Here is a 17,617-nt window from a genome sequence, read left to right on the forward strand (position 1 = left end):
CCGGGCACGACGGGCCGGATGGGACGCTGCGCCGATTAGCGTGATGGCGCAGCGTCACCGTCCATAGGGGAGGACTCCGTGGCTCAGCGCCAGCCCGCCGTACGCTTTCTCGTCCAGCGCCACGCCCGGATCGCCGCCGCGGTCGGCGCTCTGGCCGTCGTGTCGGTCGCCGTGCCGGCCGGGGTCTCGTTCGCCGGGACCGACCGGGTCCCGGCCGCACCGGAGAGGCCCGCCGCGCCGGACGGCGGCTACGGCGTCGACCCGCGGGTCCCCGACGAGCTGGCCCCGCCCGCCGGTCACGTGCTGCACGCCGTCCTCAAGGCCCGTGGTGTGCAGGTCTACGAGTGCCGGTCCGGCGCCTGGGCGCTGCTCGAACCGGCCGCCTCGCTCATCGGCGTCACGGTGCGCCCGGTCAAGAAGGTGAGTGCCCTGCACCTCCGGGGCCCGAGCTGGCAGTCGGACCAGGACGGCTCCCTGCTGGAGGGCGACCCGGAGGGTGCCGTACGGGTGCCGTCCGAGCATCCGGGCAGCATCCAGCAGCTGCGCATCCGGGCGAAGAGCACCCGCGGCACCGGTACGTTCGGAAGGGTCACCTGGGTACAGCGGATCGACACCGTCGGCGGTCTCGCGCCGGCCCGGGCATGCACGGACGGGACGGTCGCGGTGCCGTACCGGGCGGTCTACCGGTTCTTCGTCGCGGCCTGACCGAGGAACTCCCGGGCCGCCCCGACCAGGGCCTCCGGGTCGTCGGCGTGGAAGCGGACGGTGGTCACGGGCTGCCCCTTCGCCTTGCGCACCGGGAGCACGAGGGGCTCGGTGAGGCGTACGTCGATGCTGGTCTGACTCGCCATGCCGAGGGAGAGCACGCCGTCCTCGAGCTGGGTCTGGCCGCCCGGTGGCATCGACCGGCGGCGTACCTCGATCGCGGCGATCCGGTCCCAGGCGAGGCCGACGTCGAGGGTGAGGCTGTTGCGGATGCGCAGTCCGGACGGGCCGGCCAGGTGCGGGTGGACGACGATGCTGGCGTACAGGCCGAACATCCAGATCAGGCCGTAGACACCGGCGAAGAGCAGGACGTTCGCGACCGGCTCCCACGGGATCATCAGCTCCAGGATCGGGATCTCGATCGCGGAGACGGCGATGAACGCGATGAGGATCATCCGGACCGCGCCGATGTACCCGAACCGGCTCGTGCCCGGCTCGACCGGAACCGGCCGCCGGAACACCCAGCGGAACAGCGCCGCCCAGAGCCGCAGCTCATAGACCACCACGAAACGCGCGAGACCCCATACCTTCATCACGGGCACCACGGTAGGTCACGATGCACTTGTATTGCAATAGCACTGCCGGCCGGTGCTGAGCACCGGCCGGCAGCTGTGTCACACCACTCAGAGAGCGGGGTACGCGTTCGCCATGAGCTGCGCGAACTGTGCGGCGAACCAGGCGCCCGAGATCGGGGCGTCGGGCAGCGCGCCGGAGAGGCTGTTGCCGTTACGGGCGTTACCGGTGTAGGCCGGGTCGCACATCTGGTCGAAGCCCTTGCCCTCGTTGTTCGGGATGAGCTTGCTGGAGCCGTCGGACTCGCCCGGCGGCTTCACCCAGACGTAGGCGTCGATACCGGCGGCCGGGGCCGCGGTGGGACGCTCGCCCAGACCGGCGCCGGACTGGTTGCACCAGTTGCCGGCGTGGATCCGGCGGTCGATGCGGGACTCGTTGACGAAGGTGTCGACGTTGGTGTTGGTGCTCGCCGCGGTGGGCCGGCCCGAGCCGCCCCAGCCGTTACGGGAGGTGTCGATCAGCATGCCGATGCCGGAGTCGAAGCCGACCGAGACCAGCTTGGCCCGGAAGGCCTGCGCGAACGAGAGCTCGTCGACGTACTGGTTCCAGTCCACCCACTTCGACTGGCGCACCGAGGTGCCGTTGACCGTCGTGCCGACCGTGAAGAAGGTCTCCTTCAGGGCCGAGTAGTTGGCCGTGTTGGTGATGAAGCCGTGCACGTTCTTCACGTTGCCGGAGGCCTGGGCCGCCTGCAGCATGATGTCGGCGGTGGGGCCGAAGTTCGAGTCCCAGCCGATCCAGCCGTGGTGGGCGGCGTCGACGTAGTTGTAGGTGTTGGCGAGGCCGCCGAGCTTGTTCAGGGCGTAACCGATGCCCTGGACGTACCCGCCGTTGGCCTTCATCGTGTCGCAGGTCGCCGTGGCGCCGGGGTTGCTGCCGACGTTGGTGACCAGGTTCGGCAGCGAGTCGATCTCGACGATGTTGATGATCCGCAGGCTCGCGTACTTCGCGTCGGACTGGATCGCCGCGATCGGGTCGATGTAGTCGGTCTTGTACTTCGGCAGGTCGTTCGGGCCGAGCTCACCGTTGGAGGCGAGCGCCGCGCAGTCCCGGCCCGGCAGGTTGTAGATGACGAACTGGATGTAGCCGGCACCCTGGGCCAGAGCCGCGTCGAGGTGGGCACGCACGCCCATCGCGCCGTTCGAGCTGCTGTCCGTGGAGCCGTTGATGGCGGCGATCCGGTCGATCCACACCGCGGTCGGGTTGTTGGACACCCGGCTGCCGCCGGCCACCGACTCGGCCTTGGCCTTCCACTCCGGGTTCACGTAGCCCTTGGCCCCGGCGTACGGGTTGTCGACCTTGACGCCCGGCGGCACCGAGGTCGACGGCGAGGGGGACGTCGACGTGGACGGTGAGGTGGACGTCGACGGCGACGGCGAGCCGGTCGAGCCGTTGCACACCGTGCCGTTGAGCGAGAACGACGCCGGAGCGGTGTTCGTACCCGAGTAGTTGGCGTTGAAGCCGAAGTTCGCCGTGCCGTTGGTGGCCAGCGAGCCGGCCCAGCTCGGGCTGGTGGCGGTGACGTTCGCACCGGACTGGGCGATGGTGGCGCTCCAGCCCTGGGTGACCTGCTGGTTGCCCGGCCAGGTCCAGGTCAGGCGCCAGCCACCGGAGATCGCGTCGCCGAGGTTGGTGACGGTCACGTTGCCGGTGAAACCAGTGCTCCAGGAATTCGCCGAGTAGGACACGCTACAGCCGGCGGCGGCACTGGCGCTGGTCGCGACGGCGACGGCACCGGTGGCGGCGACGACACCCACGGCGGCGGCTGCCGTCAGGGCGCGAGCGCGGGTGGGGATGGGTCTCATGAGGGCTCCTCGAGACGGGGACGGCGTGGGAGCACGCCGGGGAACGGTCGCCCAACACATCGGTGGGGATCGTTGGACGATATGGACAGCATTCCATGGGAGCGCTCCCAGCGCAATCATTCCGAAACAGCAGGGCAACCCGGAGTTCATGACGCAACATCGTGGCCGGTCACGGCCATAGTGAGGCGTGATGATCCACCGCGAGACCCCCTGGCGGGACGGCGACGAGGACGATTTCGCCGCCGTCTTCGAGCGCCACTCCCGGGCCGTCTACAACCACGCGTTCCGGTTGACCGGCTCCTGGTCGGTGGCCGAGGACGTGACATCGGCGACCTTCCTGACCGCGTGGCGGCGGCGCGCCGACGTGCGCCTCGTCGACGGTTCGCCACTGCCCTGGCTGCTCGTCACCGCCGGCCACCACGCCCGCACCGAACAGCGCACCCTTACCCGCTGGCGTCACCGCCTGTTCCGCGCCCCCACCGACGACACGGTCGCCGACCCGGCCGACGACGTGGCCGGCCGCCTCGACGACGAGACCCGCATGCGGGAGGTACTCACGGCCGTCCGCCGCCTGCCCCGCGCCGAACGCGAGGCCGTCGCCCTCTGCCTCTGGTCCGGCCTGTCCTACCCCGAGGCCGCCGCGATCCTCGGCGTGGCCGAGTCCTCCGTCCGCAGCCGGGTCAGCCGGGCCCGCGCCCGCCTGTCCCGCCAACTCGACGGCCCCGGTCCACCGGCGGCGCCGGGGCCGGACGGCTTTCCCGCCGCGGCCGGTCCGGGCGGCGCCCCAGCCGTCTCGACCAGCGCGCCCGGCAACGCCGCGGCCGGTCAGGTCCGCTCCCCCGCCGCCGTGACCGGCGCCCCTGTCCGCACCTCCGCCCCTGAGACCGGCACCCTTGTCCGTTCCTCCGCCGCCGAGACCGGTGTCTCCGGCCGCACCTCCACCACTACGGCTGGCGCCTCCGTCCGTACCTCCACCGCCGCGGCCGACGCCCCCGTCCGTACCTCCGCCGCCGCGGCTGGTGTCTCCGGCCGTACCTCTGAGGAGAAGAAATGATCAACTTGCTGGAGCCGCCCGCCGAGCGCGACCTGCCGCCCGCCCGCGCCGCCCGTATGCGGGCCCGCCTGCGCCGGGAGATGGCCGCGCCGGTTCGCCCGCGCCGCGCCCGCCGATTCGCTCTCGCCGGTGTGGCGACCGTGGCCGTCGCGGCGGTCGCTGCCGTCCCCCTTCTGCGGCCTGCCGAGGCGCCGGACACCGTGGCGATGGGGCCGGGTGAGCTGAACCGGCCGCTGAGCAGGGAGGTCGCCGCCTGCCTGAACGGCTACCCGGACGGGCCGATGTTCCGGGACGGGGCGCGGTTCCCGGTCACCGACGACGACCTGGCCGTTGCGGTCCACCACGAACGCCGTACCACCGCCGTGTTCCTCACCGAGGAGGGCTACCTGGCGTGTGAACGGACCGAGGGGCTGCTGCCCGGCGACGAGCCCACGGGTGGGTTCTCCATCCAGGAATGGAACGGCACCCGGGACTGGCTGCCCGGTCCGGTCCAGCTCCTGATGCGCACGTCCACCGAGATCGACTCGGGCGCCGTCGACGCGTCCGGCCGGGTCAGCCCGCGCGTCTCCCGGGTGGAACTGGAACACGGCGACGGCGGGACCACCCGGGCCCGGATCGTGGGCGGAACGTTCGGCCTGCTCAGCACGACCGAAGTGGGACCAGACGCGGCGCTCGTCGCCTACGACGCGCGGGGCACGGAGATCTGGCGGCGGCCGTTCTTCGGAGCGCCGGGTCCGAGCCGGTGCTGGGCCGATCCCGCCGGAAACGTCGTTTATCCCGCCGTCGACACCGCACCGGATCCGGGCGGCTCCCCCGGCGTTCCGGACGGGGACTGCCTGCCCGCCCAGGCCTGGAACCCGTGACCGGCTGGTCGTCACCGCTGTCTCGGGCGGCCCGAGACAGCGGTGACATCCAGCCGGGTTGATCACGCACCTGCGCCCGGCGCTCAACGCTGCGGCCCGTGGGGGTCAGCACTGCCGGGCGGGCCGGCTCAGTACTGCCGTCGGGCTCAGCGCATCCGGGCGGGGGCTGAGGGCTAGCGGGGTGGATGGACGCGCGGCCCTTGGGGGGAGGTCAGATGGGGGCGGCTTCTACCTGGGTCAGCACCTCGGTCAGGGTGGTTCCGGCTGCGGACGGGAGCCGTAGGGTCGCCTGGTCGAAACGGGCGTTGTGGGCGTACAGATTGGGGATTGCGACACACCGCAACCCGGCAGCCACCGCGGCCGAAACGCCGTGCGAGGTGTCCTCGAAGGCCACCGCCGCCTCTGGCGGCAGGCCGAGACGTTGCAGAGCCAGCCGGTAGACCGCCGGGTCCGGTTTGTGCGCCGGCACCTCGTCGCCGCAGGCCAGGACCTCGAAGCGGGCCAGATCGCCGGTCCGCGCCAGATTGCCCGCCACCCAGTCGCGCCGTGAGCTGCTCGCCACCGCGAGCCGCAATCCGAGGCCTTCGGCCTCCCTCAGCCAGGCGTCCAGCCCGGCGGTCAGGCCCAGCGTGCGATGTCTTTCATCGCGGTACGCCGTACGCCGGGCGTGGCTGGCCGCACGGTCGAAGCCGGGTCCCACCGCGCCCGCGAGCAGCTCATACTTCTCGTCGGTGGTGTCGCCGCCGTGGTCGGCGAAGAACGTCGACTCGTCGAGTTCCAGGCCGTGCCGGCGCCACTCGGCACGCCAGCTGTCGAGCAGGGTGGTCTCGGTGTCCATCAGCAGACCGTCGAAGTCGAAGATCAACGCCTTGATCGTCATCCGGGGATTATGAACGGCACCCGAGCGCACCCGATTTGCGACCTCGAACCGGCCGTCGGCGGCTCAACCGGGGCCCTGGCGTGCCGACCCTAGTGCCATGAGCGTGGGCAGCGAGATGCACACAGCCGGTCCCGGGTTGGAAGGGGCCGGCGAGGGAATGACGCCGGACCGGCAGGGGCTGATTCTGGCCGAGCTGGTGGCGTTCATGACGAAGGACACCCCCTCGGTCCAGCACGTGCTGGATCTGACGGCACCGCACCTGGCCGAGGTCGCCGGACTGACCGCGGCGACCGTCTTCGAGCTTGACTCGGAGACCGGCATGATGACCGTCAGCGCCCGCGTCGGTGAGCCCGGCCGGCGCGACCACCTGGTCGCCGGCAAGGTGTTCCGCGCCCCGGCCGGCGGCAAGCCCGTCGTCAACGGCGACCAGATGTCGGTCCGCCTGCGCATCGGCGGGCAGACCGTCGGCGTGCTCCTGCTGACCGGCACCGCCCTTGCCGAGCTCCAGCTGGACACCATCTCGACCATGGCCCTGCACTTCGCGACCACCCTCCAGGGGCTGGCCGCCGAGAAGCAGCGGCAGTTCGTCGCGCACAGCAGCGCCACCATCCGGGAGCTGTTCGAACAGGGCATGTCCGCCGGGAACGTGGAGACCGCCGCCGAGTTGCTGGCCCGGTCGTGTGCCACCGCGTTCCGCACCGAACACGCCGCGATGCACCTCATCGACGGTGAGGGACGGATCCGGTACGTGCACGGGGTCGGCTTCTCCGACGAGATCCACCGCGCCCTCACCGACAACCTGCTCGGCAAGCCGGCCGCCGAATCGCCGGTCTGGCGCAACAGCGCCGAGAAGGGTGAGCCGATGCTGGTCGCCGACGCCAGCACGGCGAAGGTACGGACCGGTGGGCTCACCCAGACCATCGGGCTCCAGTCGTTCATCGCGATGCCGCTGCTCTCCGCGCAGGGGCCGGTCGGGATGGTGATGTGCGGCGACTCCAGCCGCACCCGCGACTGGACCGCCCAGGACCGGATCCTGGCCCAGCAGCTCGCCGTCGAAGGCACCCTGATCATGGACAGCGCCCGGATGCGGCAGGCCGCCGAGGTGCACATGAACGAACTCACCAGGCAGGCGTTCCACGACTCGCTCACCGGCCTGCCCAACCGCAAGATGCTCCTCGACCGGGCCACCACCGCCGTCGAGATCGCCGCCGCCACCGGCACCCGGATGGCCCTGCTGTTGCTCGACCTCAACGGGTTCAAGCAGGTCAACGACACCGTCGGGCACCACGCCGGTGACGTACTGCTGCAGCTGGTGGCCAAGCGGCTGCAAGGCCTCGTCCGACGGCCCGACCTGGTCGCGCGTCTCGGCGGCGACGAGTTCTCCGTTCTGCTCACCGGTGACCCGGACGAGCGGGCGGCGATCACCGTCGGTGACCGCATCTGTGAACGGCTCCGCGAGCCGTTCGACATCGAAGGCGAGCCGGTACGGATCGGCGCCAGCATCGGGGTCGCCCTCTTCCCCGACCACGGCACCGACTTCGCCGTCCTGATGCGTGAGGCGGACGCCTACATGTACCAGGCGAAACGTGGCGGCGGCGGAGTTCGTCTGGCCGGTAGCTGAGGGTGGGCCCGATCCGGCGGGTCCACCCTCATCCGGCGCCGCCCGCCGGGAACCTGCCTGACGTCCCGTCTCGGGGCGTCGGCTGCCGTCGTGTTCCGGGTCTGGCCGTACCGCCTTTCGCGGGGACGCGCCGCCAACCCGTCAGAAGCGACGAAAGCCCCATCGTGGACTGGTAGTTTTCGTGCTGAAACGTCACGAAAACTATCCCAGGGGGAGGCACGGTGGGCAGTACCCGCTTGCTCACGATCGGCACCGCGCTGGTCGCCACGCTGGCCGGCTCGGTTCCGGCCGCGGCGGCGCCACCACCGCCGCCGCCGAAGACGGCACTCCAGACCGGCATGCAGTTCGCGGCAGGCCCGGACGAGACGACACCGGGCGGCCAGGTCGTCCTCAGCGGCTGGGCCGGCATCGAGGGCCGCGACACCGGAAACGCCGGCCGGGTGGAATTCCGGTTCCGCAAGACCCCGGCCGACAAGGCGGTGGTCATCGGCTCGACCGAGGCCGGCAGTTCGGGCAAATTCCGCTACACGACGAAGGCGACCGTCAGCGGCGAGTACACCGCCCACTACAAGCACCGGAAACTCGACATCACCGCGGACGGCACCGATTCCCTGAACGTCTACGTCGACCGGCCGGTGGACCGGTTCCTCTACTCGTGGACCGCCGAGAATCTGTCCTGCCTGCCGACATGCAGCACCGCGGGGCCGGAACAGTTCGTCGGCACCGGGCCGATCAAGGTCAAGCTGACCCGGGAGTGCCTGCGTCCCCAGTCGGGCGGCCGGATCGGTTTCACCAACGATGCCGCGAACACCTACAAGGCGGGCGCTGCCGGTTGGCGTGACTTCCCCAACGGCGAGGGCCCGACCGAGTTCGAACTGAAACCGGGCATCACCCGTGGCCACTTCTACCTGGAGTGGACCAGCGGGGCGCCGGCCAGCGACATGGAACTCACCGCCTGCAATCTGGCCTTCAGCGCCACCCAGCAGCACATCGAGCGCAAGTACGTCTGAGCACAGCTGGTGGCCGCCCGGCGCGATCGCCGGGCGGCCGCCGTTTCGAGGCGGCCGCCGTTTCCAGGCGGCCACCGTTTCCAGGCGGCCACCGTTTCCAGGCGGCCACCGCTCCCGGACGGCCGCCGCTTCGGGGAGGGCCACCGGCCTCCGGACGGCCGCCGCGGGTCTGCTTTTCGGGCAGGTGGTGGGGGGTCAGACGAAGGCTCCGTGGCCGGTGATGGCCCGGCCCACGATCAGCGAGTTGATCTCGCGGGTGCCCTCGTAGGAGTACAGGGCCTCGGCGTCGGCCACGAAACGGCCGATGTCGTAGTCGAGGACGATGCCGTTGCCGGCCAGCAGTTCCCGCGCCCAGCCGACCACCTCGCGCATCCGGGTCGTGCAGTACGCCTTGGCGAGCGCCGAGTGCTCGTCCTTGTAAACCCCGGCGTCCTGCAACTGGGCCAGACGCACACACATCCCCAGAGACGCGGTCGCGTTGCCGGCCATCCGCACCAGCAGGTCCTGGACCAGCTGGAACTTGGCGATCGGGCGGCCGAACTGCTGACGCTCCCCGGCGTAGCGCAGCGCGATCTCGTAGGCGGCGATCATCAACCCGACCGCCTGCCAGGCCACCCCCGCCCGGGTCGCCCGCAGCACCCGCGCGGTGTCCTTGAAGGAGTGACCGAGTTGCAGCCGGTGGGATTCCGGCACCCGCACCTCGACCATCTCGATGTCGGCGTTCTGCACGATCCGCAGCGCGATCTTGTTCTCGATCTTGACGGCGGTGAACCCGGGTGTGTCCTTCTCCACCACGAAACCCTTGACCTGGCCGTCGGCCTCGTCGCGGGCCCACACGACGATCAGATCGGCGAAGGTGGCGTTACCGATCCAGCGTTTACTGCCGTTGAGCACCCAGGTGTCGCCCTCGCGCCGCGCGGTGGTGCGCAGGCCGGCCGCCACATCCGAGCCGCCGGTCGGCTCGGTCAGCGCGAAGGCCCCGATCCGGTCGAACGACGCCATCGCAGGCAGCCAGCGTTCCTTCTGTTCGGGTGAGCCGCACTCCTGGATGCTGCCCATCGCGAGGCCGGCGTGCACCCCGTAGAAGGTGGCCATCGAGGCGTCGGCGCGGCCCATCTCCAGGGCCAGCCAGCCGTCCAGAAGCGACGACCGCTCCTCCCCGGCCAGCCCGAGCCCGGCGAACCGCTTGATCAGGTGGGACGGGAACTCGGCCCGCGCCCAGTATTCATTGGCGATCGGCACGACCTCGGCCGAGAGGAACTCGCGTACCCGGTGGACGGTCGCGGCCTCCTCATCCGATAGGAGGTCCTGAAAGGCGTAAAGATCTCCGACGAGCATATTTGCGTACCTACCCCCGTGTGGGCACACCTAGACTTCGGACCCATGCTCACCATGCAGGACGCGCTGACCCGGTTGACCGCGTATTGGACAGATCAGGGCTGCCTGGTGGTCCAGCCGATGAACACCGAGGTCGGCGCCGGAACCCTCAACCCGGCGACCCTCCTGCGCGTGCTCGGGCCGGAGCCGTGGCGGGTCGTTTACGCCGAGCCGTCGGTGCGGCCCGACGACTCCCGTTACGGCGAGAACCCGAACCGCTTGCAGACCCACACCCAGCTCCAGGTGATCCTCAAGCCCGACCCCGGCAATCCGCAGGAGCTCTACCTCGGCAGCCTGGCCGCGCTCGGTATCGACGTGGCCGCGCACGACGTGCGTTTCGTCGAGGACAACTGGGCCGCCCCGGCCGTCGGCGCGTGGGGTCTGGGCTGGGAGGTCTGGCTGGACGGGCTGGAGATCACCCAGTTCACCTACTTCCAGCAGGTGGGCGGGGTGAACCTCGATCCGGTCAGTGTGGAGATCACCTACGGGATCGAGCGCATCATCATGGCGCTTCAGGAGAAGACCCACTTCAAGCAGATCGAGTACGCCCCGGGGGTCAGCTACGGCGAGGTCTTCGGCCAGTCCGAGTACGAGATGTCGCGCTACTACCTCGACGACGCCGACGTCGAGGCACACCGGCGGCTGCTGGAGATCTACGCCGCCGAGGCCCAGCGCATGATCGACATCGGGCTGCCCGTGCCGGCCCACTCCTACGTACTGAAATGCTCGCAGACCTTCAACGTCCTGGACTCCCGTGGCGCGGTCTCCACCGCCGAACGCGCCGCCGAATTCGCCCGGATGCGGCGGCTCGCCGGCGAGGTCGCCAAGCTCTGGATCGACCGCCGAACCGAACTCGGCCTGCCGCTGGGCACCGTCGACCCGCTCGCACCGGCCCGCCCCGCCGCCACGGTCCAGACCGGTGACGGCGAACGCACCCTGGTCTTCGAGATCGGCACCGAGGAGCTGCCACCGGCCGAGTTGCGCTCCGCCCGCGAACAGGTCGGACGGCTGGTCACCGAAGGGCTCGCGGCCACCCGGCTCGGGCACGGCGAGGTCCGGGTCTTCGGCACACCGCGCCGGCTCATCGCCGTCGTGCCGGCGGTCGCCGCCCGCGAGGAGGACCACGTCCGCACGGTCAAGGGCCCCAAGGTCCAGCAGGCATACGGCCCGGACGGCACGCCGACGAGAGCCCTCGAGGGCTTCATCCGTGGGCAGGGCGTCACGCTCGCCGACGTGGAGACGGAAGAGCTTGCCGGCACACCCCATGTGGTGGTCAGGAAGCATGAAGCCGGGCGCGCGGCGCCTGCCGTGCTCGCCGCCGTACTCGGGCAGGTCGTCACCGGTCTGCGCGCGGCCAAGAACATGCGGTGGAACGACCCGAAACTCGCCTTCAGCCGGCCGGTCCGCTGGCTGACCGCCCTCTGGGGTGACGACGTCGTGCCGGTGGCCGTCTCCACGCTCGCCGCCGGGCGCCGCACCCGACTGCTGCGCACCGCCGAGCAGCCGGTCATCGAGATCGCGTCGGCCGAGACCTTCCTCGAGACGCTCGGGGTGAACGGGATCGTCGCCGACCACGAGGACCGCCGTGAGCTGATCGTCATCGGCGCCCAGGACCTCGTCTACCCGGACGGGAGGATCGACGTGAAGGGCGAGGCGGCACTCATCGACCAGATCACCGACCTGGTCGAGCAGCCGCTGCCGCTGCTCGGCACCTTCGACGAGGGATACCTGTCGCTGCCGGACGCGGTGCTCACCACGGTGATGCGCAAACACCAGCGTTACCTCCCGGTGCGTGACGAGGAGGGGGCCCTCCTGCCGATGTTCGTCACCGTGGCGAACGGGCCGGTCGACGTGGAGCTGGTGCGGGCAGGCAACGAGGGGGTGCTGCGGGCCCGTTACGAGGACGCGGCGTTCTTCTACCGCGCGGACCGCGAGAAGTCGCTCGCGGAGATGAAAGCCCATCTGGACCGCCTCACCTTCACCGACAGACTCGGCTCGATGGCTGACCGGGCCCGGAGGATCGAGGCCCTTGCACTCTCTATCGCCGAGCGCCTCGGAATCGGTTCACCTGTTTTGAAGAGGGCAGCTGAGCTGGTCAAATTCGACCTCGGGTCGCAGCTGGTCACGGAGATGACCAGCCTGGCCGGGGTGATGGCCCGCGACTACGCGCTGCACGCCGGTGAGGACCGGCCGGTGGCGCAGGCCGTCTACGAGGCCGAGCTGCCCCGCAACACCGGCGACGCCCTGCCCGCCTCGGTGGCGGGCGCCGTGCTGTCCCTGGCCGACCGGCTCGACCTGGTCGCCGGTCTCGCCGCGACGGTCGGGCTGCCGACCGGGTCGAGCGACCCTTTCGCGGTACGGCGGGCGGTGCTCGGCCTGCTCGCGGTGCACCGGGCCACACCCGCGCTGGCGGCGTTCGACCTGTTCGACGGGCTGTCGCTGGCGGAGCAGCCGGTGCCGGTACCCGAACAGGTCCTCGCCGACAGCCGGGAGTTCCTGGCCCGGAGGCTGGAGCAACTGCTCGTCGAGGAGGGGCAACCGGTCGACCGGGTACGCGCGGTCCTGCCGCACGCGGGCCGGCCGGCACTCGTCGACGTCCTGCTGGCGCAGCTGGGCACGGCGGTGACCGACCCGGGGTTCCGGGCGGTCGCGGCGGCCATCCAGCGGGCGCGCCGGATCGTGCCCGCGGGCACCGTGGCCGGTTACGACCCGGCGGTTCTCAAGGAGCCCGCCGAGGTGGCCCTGCACGAGGCGGTGACCGCGGTCTCCGGGTTCTCCGACGTGGCCGGGTTCGTGACCGCCGTACGGCCGTTGGTCGAGCCGGTCGGGCGGTTCTTCGACGAGGTGTTCGTGATGGACGAGGACCCGGTGCTGCGGGCCGCCCGGCTGGGTCTGCTCGCGACGGTCCGCGACATCGGAACGGGGCTGCTCGACTGGGACCACCTGCGGATGTGAGGTTCTGTCGTACCCCGCTCCTAGGGTGTGCCCATGCCACTCAGCTGGGACGGGCTCGCCGGGCCGCTGCGCCGCGCCGACAGCGCCGCGCTGACGACGCTCCTGCTCGACGCGACCGAGCAGGAGCGGCTGGAGTTCGCCGGTGAGGTGGAGCGGCGGGTCCGCAGTGGTGCCGGCGGGTGGGCCGCCGGGTCGTACAGTCCGGCCGGTCTGTTCGCGCTCCTCGTGATCGCCTGCGTCTCCACCGCGGCGCGGGCGGCCACCCTGCTCAACCGCAGGGACATGCGGGGCTGGAACGGTATCTCGACCGCCCATTTCCTTCGGATCGCCCGGATCCGGCAGCTGCCCTGGATCGGTGACCTCGGGGTCCGGCTGGCCCGGGGCCTGTCGCCCCGCGACGTCTGGGGAGGCGACTGGCGGTTCGTCGAGGCCCTTCTGATCGAGGGCGGCGCCGGGCCGCCGGTCACCGAGGGTGTGGTCCGCGGCTGGGTGCAGGCCGTCCAGGAGCACTCGTGGAGCGTTCCGCTCGCCGACGCCCTCCGCGGCAGCCCCTGGCTGGACCTGCTGCTGCCGTCGGTGTTCGAGATCGACGGTCTCGGCAGTGAGCTGCCCTCGGCCGACTTCGGTGATCAGGAGACGTCCTTCCCGGCGGCGATCGCACGCCTGGTGGCCGAGGGTCGCCTGGAGCGCCGGGCCGTCGTCGACGCGACCGTCGACCGGCTGGCCCGCGGTGACCGGCCGGGCGCCCTGCGGCCGTTCGCGCTGCTGCACGAGGCGCTCGCGCCCACCCCCACCGAGCTGTCCCGGCACGCGTCGGCCTATGCCCGGCTGGCCGGCGACGCGCCGTCGCCCGTCGCCCGGATCGCCCTCGCCGCGCTGCGCACCCTCGGCGAGGGCGACCTTCTGGATGTGCCGACGGCGCTCGAGGCGGGGGCCGGAGCGCTCGCCCGCAAGGAGAAGGGCCTGGTGATGGCCGCGCTGACCTGGCTCGACGAGACGGCCCGCCGCTCGCCGGAGCAGGCCGGCGAGATCCTGACGACGATCGCGACGGCCTTCGATCACCAGTCGCTGGACATCCAGGAGCACGCGATCACCGTGGTCGGCCACCATCTGGCCCACGCGCCCGCCGAGGTGGCGGCACGGGTGGCCGCCGAACGGGGTGCCTCGCCCGGCCCGGCACCCGGCGACCCCATGACGCCGACCCCCGCCGGCCGGGCGATCCCGGTGCGACGGCCAGAGTCGCCGCGGCAACCAGCCTCACCGATATCGGCGGAGGGGCCGCACAGACCAATCCCACCGGGGCCAGCAGAGCCACCCGGGCAATCGGCACCGTTGGGGCCGACGCTGTCGCCACGTCAATCGACACCGTCCGGGCAGACGCTGTCGCCACGGCAATCGCCACCGTCCGGGCAGACGCTGTCGCCACGGCGACCAGCGTCGCCGGGGCAGTCGGCGACGGCAATGATGCCACCGGCGATCGGTGGCGCCGCGGAGCTGGCGGAGGAGGTGACCGCGCTCATCCAGGACCCGGCCGCTGTGCGTTGGGAACGGATCCTGGCCGCCCTGGTCGCGCTGCCGGACGAGGGCTTCGCGGAGTCGCTGGCACCCGTGCTCGACCGGCATCCGGGTGTCTTCGGCGACCGGTGGGGGCGGTTCCCGTTCCTCGGAGAGGTGATCGCGGCCCGGCTCGGCCGCGAGCGTGGCCACGTCATGCGGGAGCGGCTCCGGGCCGCGGTCTGGCGGAGTCTCACCGACGTCAGCGGCGGAATGGACCGGTCCCTGGTCAGCACGCCCTCCGGAATCCTCAGCCTGCGCGTCGCTGAGGCGGCCGTGCACGTCACGCAGGCGCCGGTTCCGGTGCTGCTGGCGACCCCGACCAGCGTCACCGGGAGCATCGATGCCGGTGAGCTCGTCGACCGGCTCGCCCGGTATGAGGAGGTGGGCGTGGATCCCTGGCCGCTCGACCTCCAGCAGGCGATGATCCGGGTGAGCCGCGACGTCGACGCAGGCGTGCTGGCCCGGGCCGAGGCACTGACCCTTCCGGCGGGCAAACCGGTGGCCGGCTGGCTCCGGTCCGGAGGGCTGCCCGACCCGGTCGGTACCCGATTCGAACAGCAGAGCCGCGACTCCACCGGAGAGGTCGTCGCCCGCCGGGTCGTCGCCGCCCTGGAGTCCGGGCGTGCCGGCGGTGACCGGATCATCCTCGAGGACGCGCTGGTCAACCTCACTCCGCGGTCCCGCCCGGAGTATCACGTGATCACCAACTTCCAGCCGGACGTCCTGGCGATGGTGCTGCCGCATCACCGTGAGGCCGTGGCGGCGTGGGCGCTCACCGATCTGGTGGCGCTGGCCGATCAGGACAGTCGCGACGCGCGTCTGCTCCCCCTGCTCGCCGACGCGGGCGGGCCGATCGGCCCGGCCACCGTCCTCGCGCTGACGTATGGTCTGGCCGCCCGCCACGAGGCGGACCGGGTGGCCGCCGTGGACGCGTTCCTGGGTTTCGCCGCCGGTACCGAATCGTTCGCCGCCGCGCTCGGCACCGAACTGGGCGACCTGGCCGCCGACGGCACGATCAAACTGGCCCGGGTGGTGCCCGCCCTACGTGACGCCCACCAGGCGGGTGCCTCCGCCACGGTCTGGGAGGTACTCCGGGCGGCGCTGCCCCCGCTCCTGCCGGCAGTTCCCCGGGGCCTGCCCGACCTGCTGGAACTCGCGACCCGCGTCGCCTCCGCCATCCACGCCCGGGACGCCGTGCCCGGTCTGCCGGAAGTGGCCGCCCGCGGTGGCGGCACACGCCTGGTCCGCGAGGCGAAACGCCTCCAGGCCGTCCTCGCCCATTGAAGGACGAAAGGCTCCCTCACTCGCACTGAAGTGCAGAAGAGCCCCACCGCCGCCGAAGGCAGCAAGGGCCCACCTCTGGCCGAAGGCAGAAGAGGCCCCACCTCCGGCCGAAGGCAGAAGAGGCCCCATCCCCGGCCGAAGGCAGAAGAGGCGTCACCCTCGACCGGGGGCAGAGGAGGCCCCATCCCGGTCGGAGGCAGAAGAGACCCCGCCGAAGGCGGAAGAAGCCTCCCGCTGAAGGACGGAGAAGGCCGTCTTCACCCGTGAGGCACGGGAGAGAGCTGCCACGGATGCGAACGGTCAGCCGAATCCGTCCGGGTGAGCGGTGCACCACCGCGGAGAGAAACCGAACCGGGTGGGTAGAGCCGAAGGACAGGCGCCGGGCGATACGGAAGGGGCGGCCGGCCACCCGGGGCGAGGAAAGATCATTGACCCCTCGTTCGCGGAAACGCCATGGAAGCGTCGCCTGCGGGTCGGTTCGGTCACGTCGACTCTGTGCGGACGTCCGGTGATGGCCGCCGGATCCGAGCATTCTGGAGGAAGACGTGGCAGATCGCCGTCAGGTGCTGCGCTTCGGCGCTGTCGCCGCCGCCGCTCCGGCGCTGGCCGGGGCCGTTTCCGCGCCCGCCTGGGCCGGTGGGCACGGTGGGGGCCGGACCAGGCCCTTGGTGGTGGGCCACCGGGGCGCCTCCGGCTACCGGCCGGAGCACACCCTCGCGTCGTACGAGCTGGCCGCGCGACTGGGCGCCGACTATCTGGAACCGGACCTGGTGATCACCAAGGACGGTGTCCTGGTGTGCCGGCACGAGCCGGAGATCGGCGGTACCACCGATGTCGCGTCCCGGCCGGAGTTCGCGTCGCGCCGGCGGACCGTGATCCTCGACGGGGTGAGTGTCACCGGCTGGTGGACGCAGGACTTCACCCTCGCCGAGCTGAAGACGCTGCGTGCCACCGAGCGGATCCCGGCGATCCGGCAGCAGAACACCGTGTACGACGGTTACTTCGAGGTCCCGACCTTCCAGGAGGTGCTGGACCTGCGTAAGCGGCTCTCCCGGGAGCTGGGGCGTGACCTGGGCGTGTTCCCGGAGACGAAGCATCCGACGTTCTTCCGGAGCATCGGCCTGGAGCTGGAGACGCCGCTGGTGCGCACGCTGCGCCGCAACGGTCTCGACAGGCGGGGCGCCCGGGTGTTCGTGCAGTCGTTCGAGGCGGCGAACCTGCGTGACCTCGCCGACCGTCACCGGGTCGAGGTGCCGCTGGTCTTCCTGAGCAGCGTCGCCGGGACGCCGTTCAACGACCCGCGGACGTACGCCGACTACCTGACCCCGGCCGGGCTGAAGGAGCTGTCGACGTTCGTCGACGGTATCGGACCGGAGAAGGGGCAGATCATCCCGCGTACGGCGGACGGCACCCTGGGCTCCCCGACTCGCCTGGTCGCCGACGCGCATGCGGTCGGTCTCAAGGTGATCCCGTACACCTTCCGGGCGGAGAACTCGTTCCTGCCGGCGGAACTCCGGGTCGGCGCCGACGCCACCGCCTACGGCCGGTCGATCGACGAGCAGGTGACGTTCCTGCGCACCGGCATCGACGGTCTGTTCACCGACAACCCGGACATCGGCGTGCTGGCCCGCTCGCTGCTCTGATCCCCCGTCCCGGCCCGGCCCGTCCGCTCGTGGGGAGCGGGCGGGAGGGCGGGCGACGGGTAGGAACGGGCACGGACGGCCGATCCGGCAGCGGCAAAGAATGCACGGGACGGTGGGCAACGGCCGGCAGCGGCGCGGGTCGGTGGGCAGCGGCTTCCGCCCGAGAGACGCACTGGTGGGCGGGACCCGAAGCCTGCGCCGCGCCGTAGGTGCGGACGAAGTGGTTGCGG

General features: G+C 71.4%; 12 protein-coding genes. 8 read left to right on the forward strand and 4 right to left on the reverse strand.

The window, feature by feature from the left end; translation table 11 throughout:
• Positions 1-78: 78 nt before the first annotated feature.
• Positions 79-705: a DUF3455 domain-containing protein gene (locus tag BC793_RS02365; RefSeq protein WP_158319182.1), complete on the forward strand. Its 627-nt coding sequence runs from the start codon at positions 79-81 to the stop codon at positions 703-705.
• On the opposite strand, the gene BC793_RS02370 is transcribed toward BC793_RS02365, so the two are convergent.
• Positions 681-1,301, reverse strand: a complete 621-nt coding sequence (locus BC793_RS02370) for a hypothetical protein (protein WP_146246164.1) — start codon at positions 1,299-1,301, stop codon at positions 681-683. The genes BC793_RS02365 and BC793_RS02370 overlap by 25 nt on opposite strands.
• An 87-nt stretch (positions 1,302-1,388) precedes the next feature.
• Positions 1,389-3,143 (reverse strand): glycoside hydrolase family 6 protein, encoded by a 1,755-nt coding sequence (locus BC793_RS02375; RefSeq protein ID WP_109588848.1) that lies wholly within the window; start codon positions 3,141-3,143, stop codon positions 1,389-1,391.
• Positions 3,144-3,333: 190 nt separating this feature from the next.
• On the opposite strand from BC793_RS02375, the gene BC793_RS51020 reads away from it, so the two are divergent.
• Both BC793_RS51020 and BC793_RS02385 read left to right on the forward strand, forming a co-directional pair.
• Positions 3,334-4,197 carry an RNA polymerase sigma factor gene (locus BC793_RS51020; protein ID WP_239169770.1) on the forward strand — a complete coding sequence of 288 codons (864 nt, stop codon included), beginning with the start codon at positions 3,334-3,336 and terminating at the stop codon, positions 4,195-4,197.
• Positions 4,194-5,060 (forward strand): hypothetical protein, encoded by an 867-nt coding sequence (locus BC793_RS02385; RefSeq protein WP_109588849.1) that lies wholly within the window; start codon positions 4,194-4,196, stop codon positions 5,058-5,060. Before BC793_RS51020 ends, BC793_RS02385 begins: the two co-directional genes overlap by 4 nt.
• A 211-nt stretch (positions 5,061-5,271) precedes the next feature.
• On the opposite strand, the gene BC793_RS02390 is transcribed toward BC793_RS02385, so the two are convergent.
• Positions 5,272-5,940: an HAD family hydrolase gene (locus tag BC793_RS02390; protein WP_109588850.1), complete on the reverse strand. Its 669-nt coding sequence runs from the start codon at positions 5,938-5,940 to the stop codon at positions 5,272-5,274.
• Positions 5,941-6,037: 97 nt separating this feature from the next.
• Between BC793_RS02390 and BC793_RS02395 the strand changes: the two genes are divergently transcribed.
• Together BC793_RS02395 and BC793_RS02400 are read left to right on the forward strand one after the other, a co-directional pair.
• Entirely contained in the window at positions 6,038-7,561 is a 1,524-nt protein-coding gene (locus tag BC793_RS02395) for a sensor domain-containing diguanylate cyclase (RefSeq protein ID WP_109588851.1), read from the forward strand.
• Between the two features lie 221 nt (positions 7,562-7,782).
• On the forward strand, positions 7,783-8,571 hold the full coding sequence (locus tag BC793_RS02400; RefSeq protein WP_109588852.1) for a hypothetical protein: 789 nt from the start codon (positions 7,783-7,785) through the stop codon (positions 8,569-8,571).
• A gap of 195 nt (positions 8,572-8,766) precedes the next feature.
• On the opposite strand, the gene BC793_RS02405 is transcribed toward BC793_RS02400, so the two are convergent.
• Positions 8,767-9,909 (reverse strand): acyl-CoA dehydrogenase family protein, encoded by a 1,143-nt coding sequence (locus BC793_RS02405; RefSeq protein ID WP_109588853.1) that lies wholly within the window; start codon positions 9,907-9,909, stop codon positions 8,767-8,769.
• 45 nt (positions 9,910-9,954) lie between these two features.
• On the opposite strand from BC793_RS02405, the gene BC793_RS02410 reads away from it, so the two are divergent.
• From BC793_RS02410 to BC793_RS02420, 3 genes are all read left to right on the forward strand, one after another.
• Positions 9,955-12,903, forward strand: a complete 2,949-nt coding sequence (locus tag BC793_RS02410) for a glycine--tRNA ligase (protein ID WP_109588854.1) — start codon at positions 9,955-9,957, stop codon at positions 12,901-12,903.
• 33 nt (positions 12,904-12,936) lie between these two features.
• The gene (locus BC793_RS02415; RefSeq protein WP_109588855.1) at positions 12,937-15,744 is read left to right on the forward strand and encodes a DUF6493 family protein; all 2,808 of its coding nucleotides are present in this window, start codon (positions 12,937-12,939) and stop codon (positions 15,742-15,744) included.
• 545 nt (positions 15,745-16,289) lie between these two features.
• Complete coding sequence (locus BC793_RS02420) at positions 16,290-17,387, forward strand: glycerophosphodiester phosphodiesterase (protein WP_109588856.1); 1,098 nt, start codon at positions 16,290-16,292, stop codon at positions 17,385-17,387.
• The last annotated feature ends 230 nt before the right edge of the window (positions 17,388-17,617 follow it).

Source organism: Actinoplanes xinjiangensis, assembly GCF_003148685.1.
Classification (GTDB): Bacteria; Actinomycetota; Actinomycetes; order Mycobacteriales; family Micromonosporaceae; genus Actinoplanes; species Actinoplanes xinjiangensis.

What these genes read in the sequence shown, in the direction of transcription:
- BC793_RS02375 (WP_109588848.1), bottom strand. Translation starts at nt 3,143, where the DNA reads ATGAGACCCATCCCCACCCGCGCTCGCGCCCTGACGGCAGCCGCCGCC.
- BC793_RS51020 (WP_239169770.1), top strand. Translation starts at nt 3,334, where the DNA reads ATGATCCACCGCGAGACCCCCTGGCGGGACGGCGACGAGGACGATTTC.
- BC793_RS02385 (WP_109588849.1), top strand. Translation starts at nt 4,194, where the DNA reads ATGATCAACTTGCTGGAGCCGCCCGCCGAGCGCGACCTGCCGCCCGCC.
- BC793_RS02390 (WP_109588850.1), bottom strand. Translation starts at nt 5,940, where the DNA reads ATGACGATCAAGGCGTTGATCTTCGACTTCGACGGTCTGCTGATGGAC.
- BC793_RS02395 (WP_109588851.1), top strand. Translation starts at nt 6,038, where the DNA reads ATGAGCGTGGGCAGCGAGATGCACACAGCCGGTCCCGGGTTGGAAGGG.
- BC793_RS02405 (WP_109588853.1), bottom strand. Translation starts at nt 9,909, where the DNA reads ATGCTCGTCGGAGATCTTTACGCCTTTCAGGACCTCCTATCGGATGAG.
- BC793_RS02410 (WP_109588854.1), top strand. Translation starts at nt 9,955, where the DNA reads ATGCTCACCATGCAGGACGCGCTGACCCGGTTGACCGCGTATTGGACA.
- BC793_RS02415 (WP_109588855.1), top strand. Translation starts at nt 12,937, where the DNA reads ATGCCACTCAGCTGGGACGGGCTCGCCGGGCCGCTGCGCCGCGCCGAC.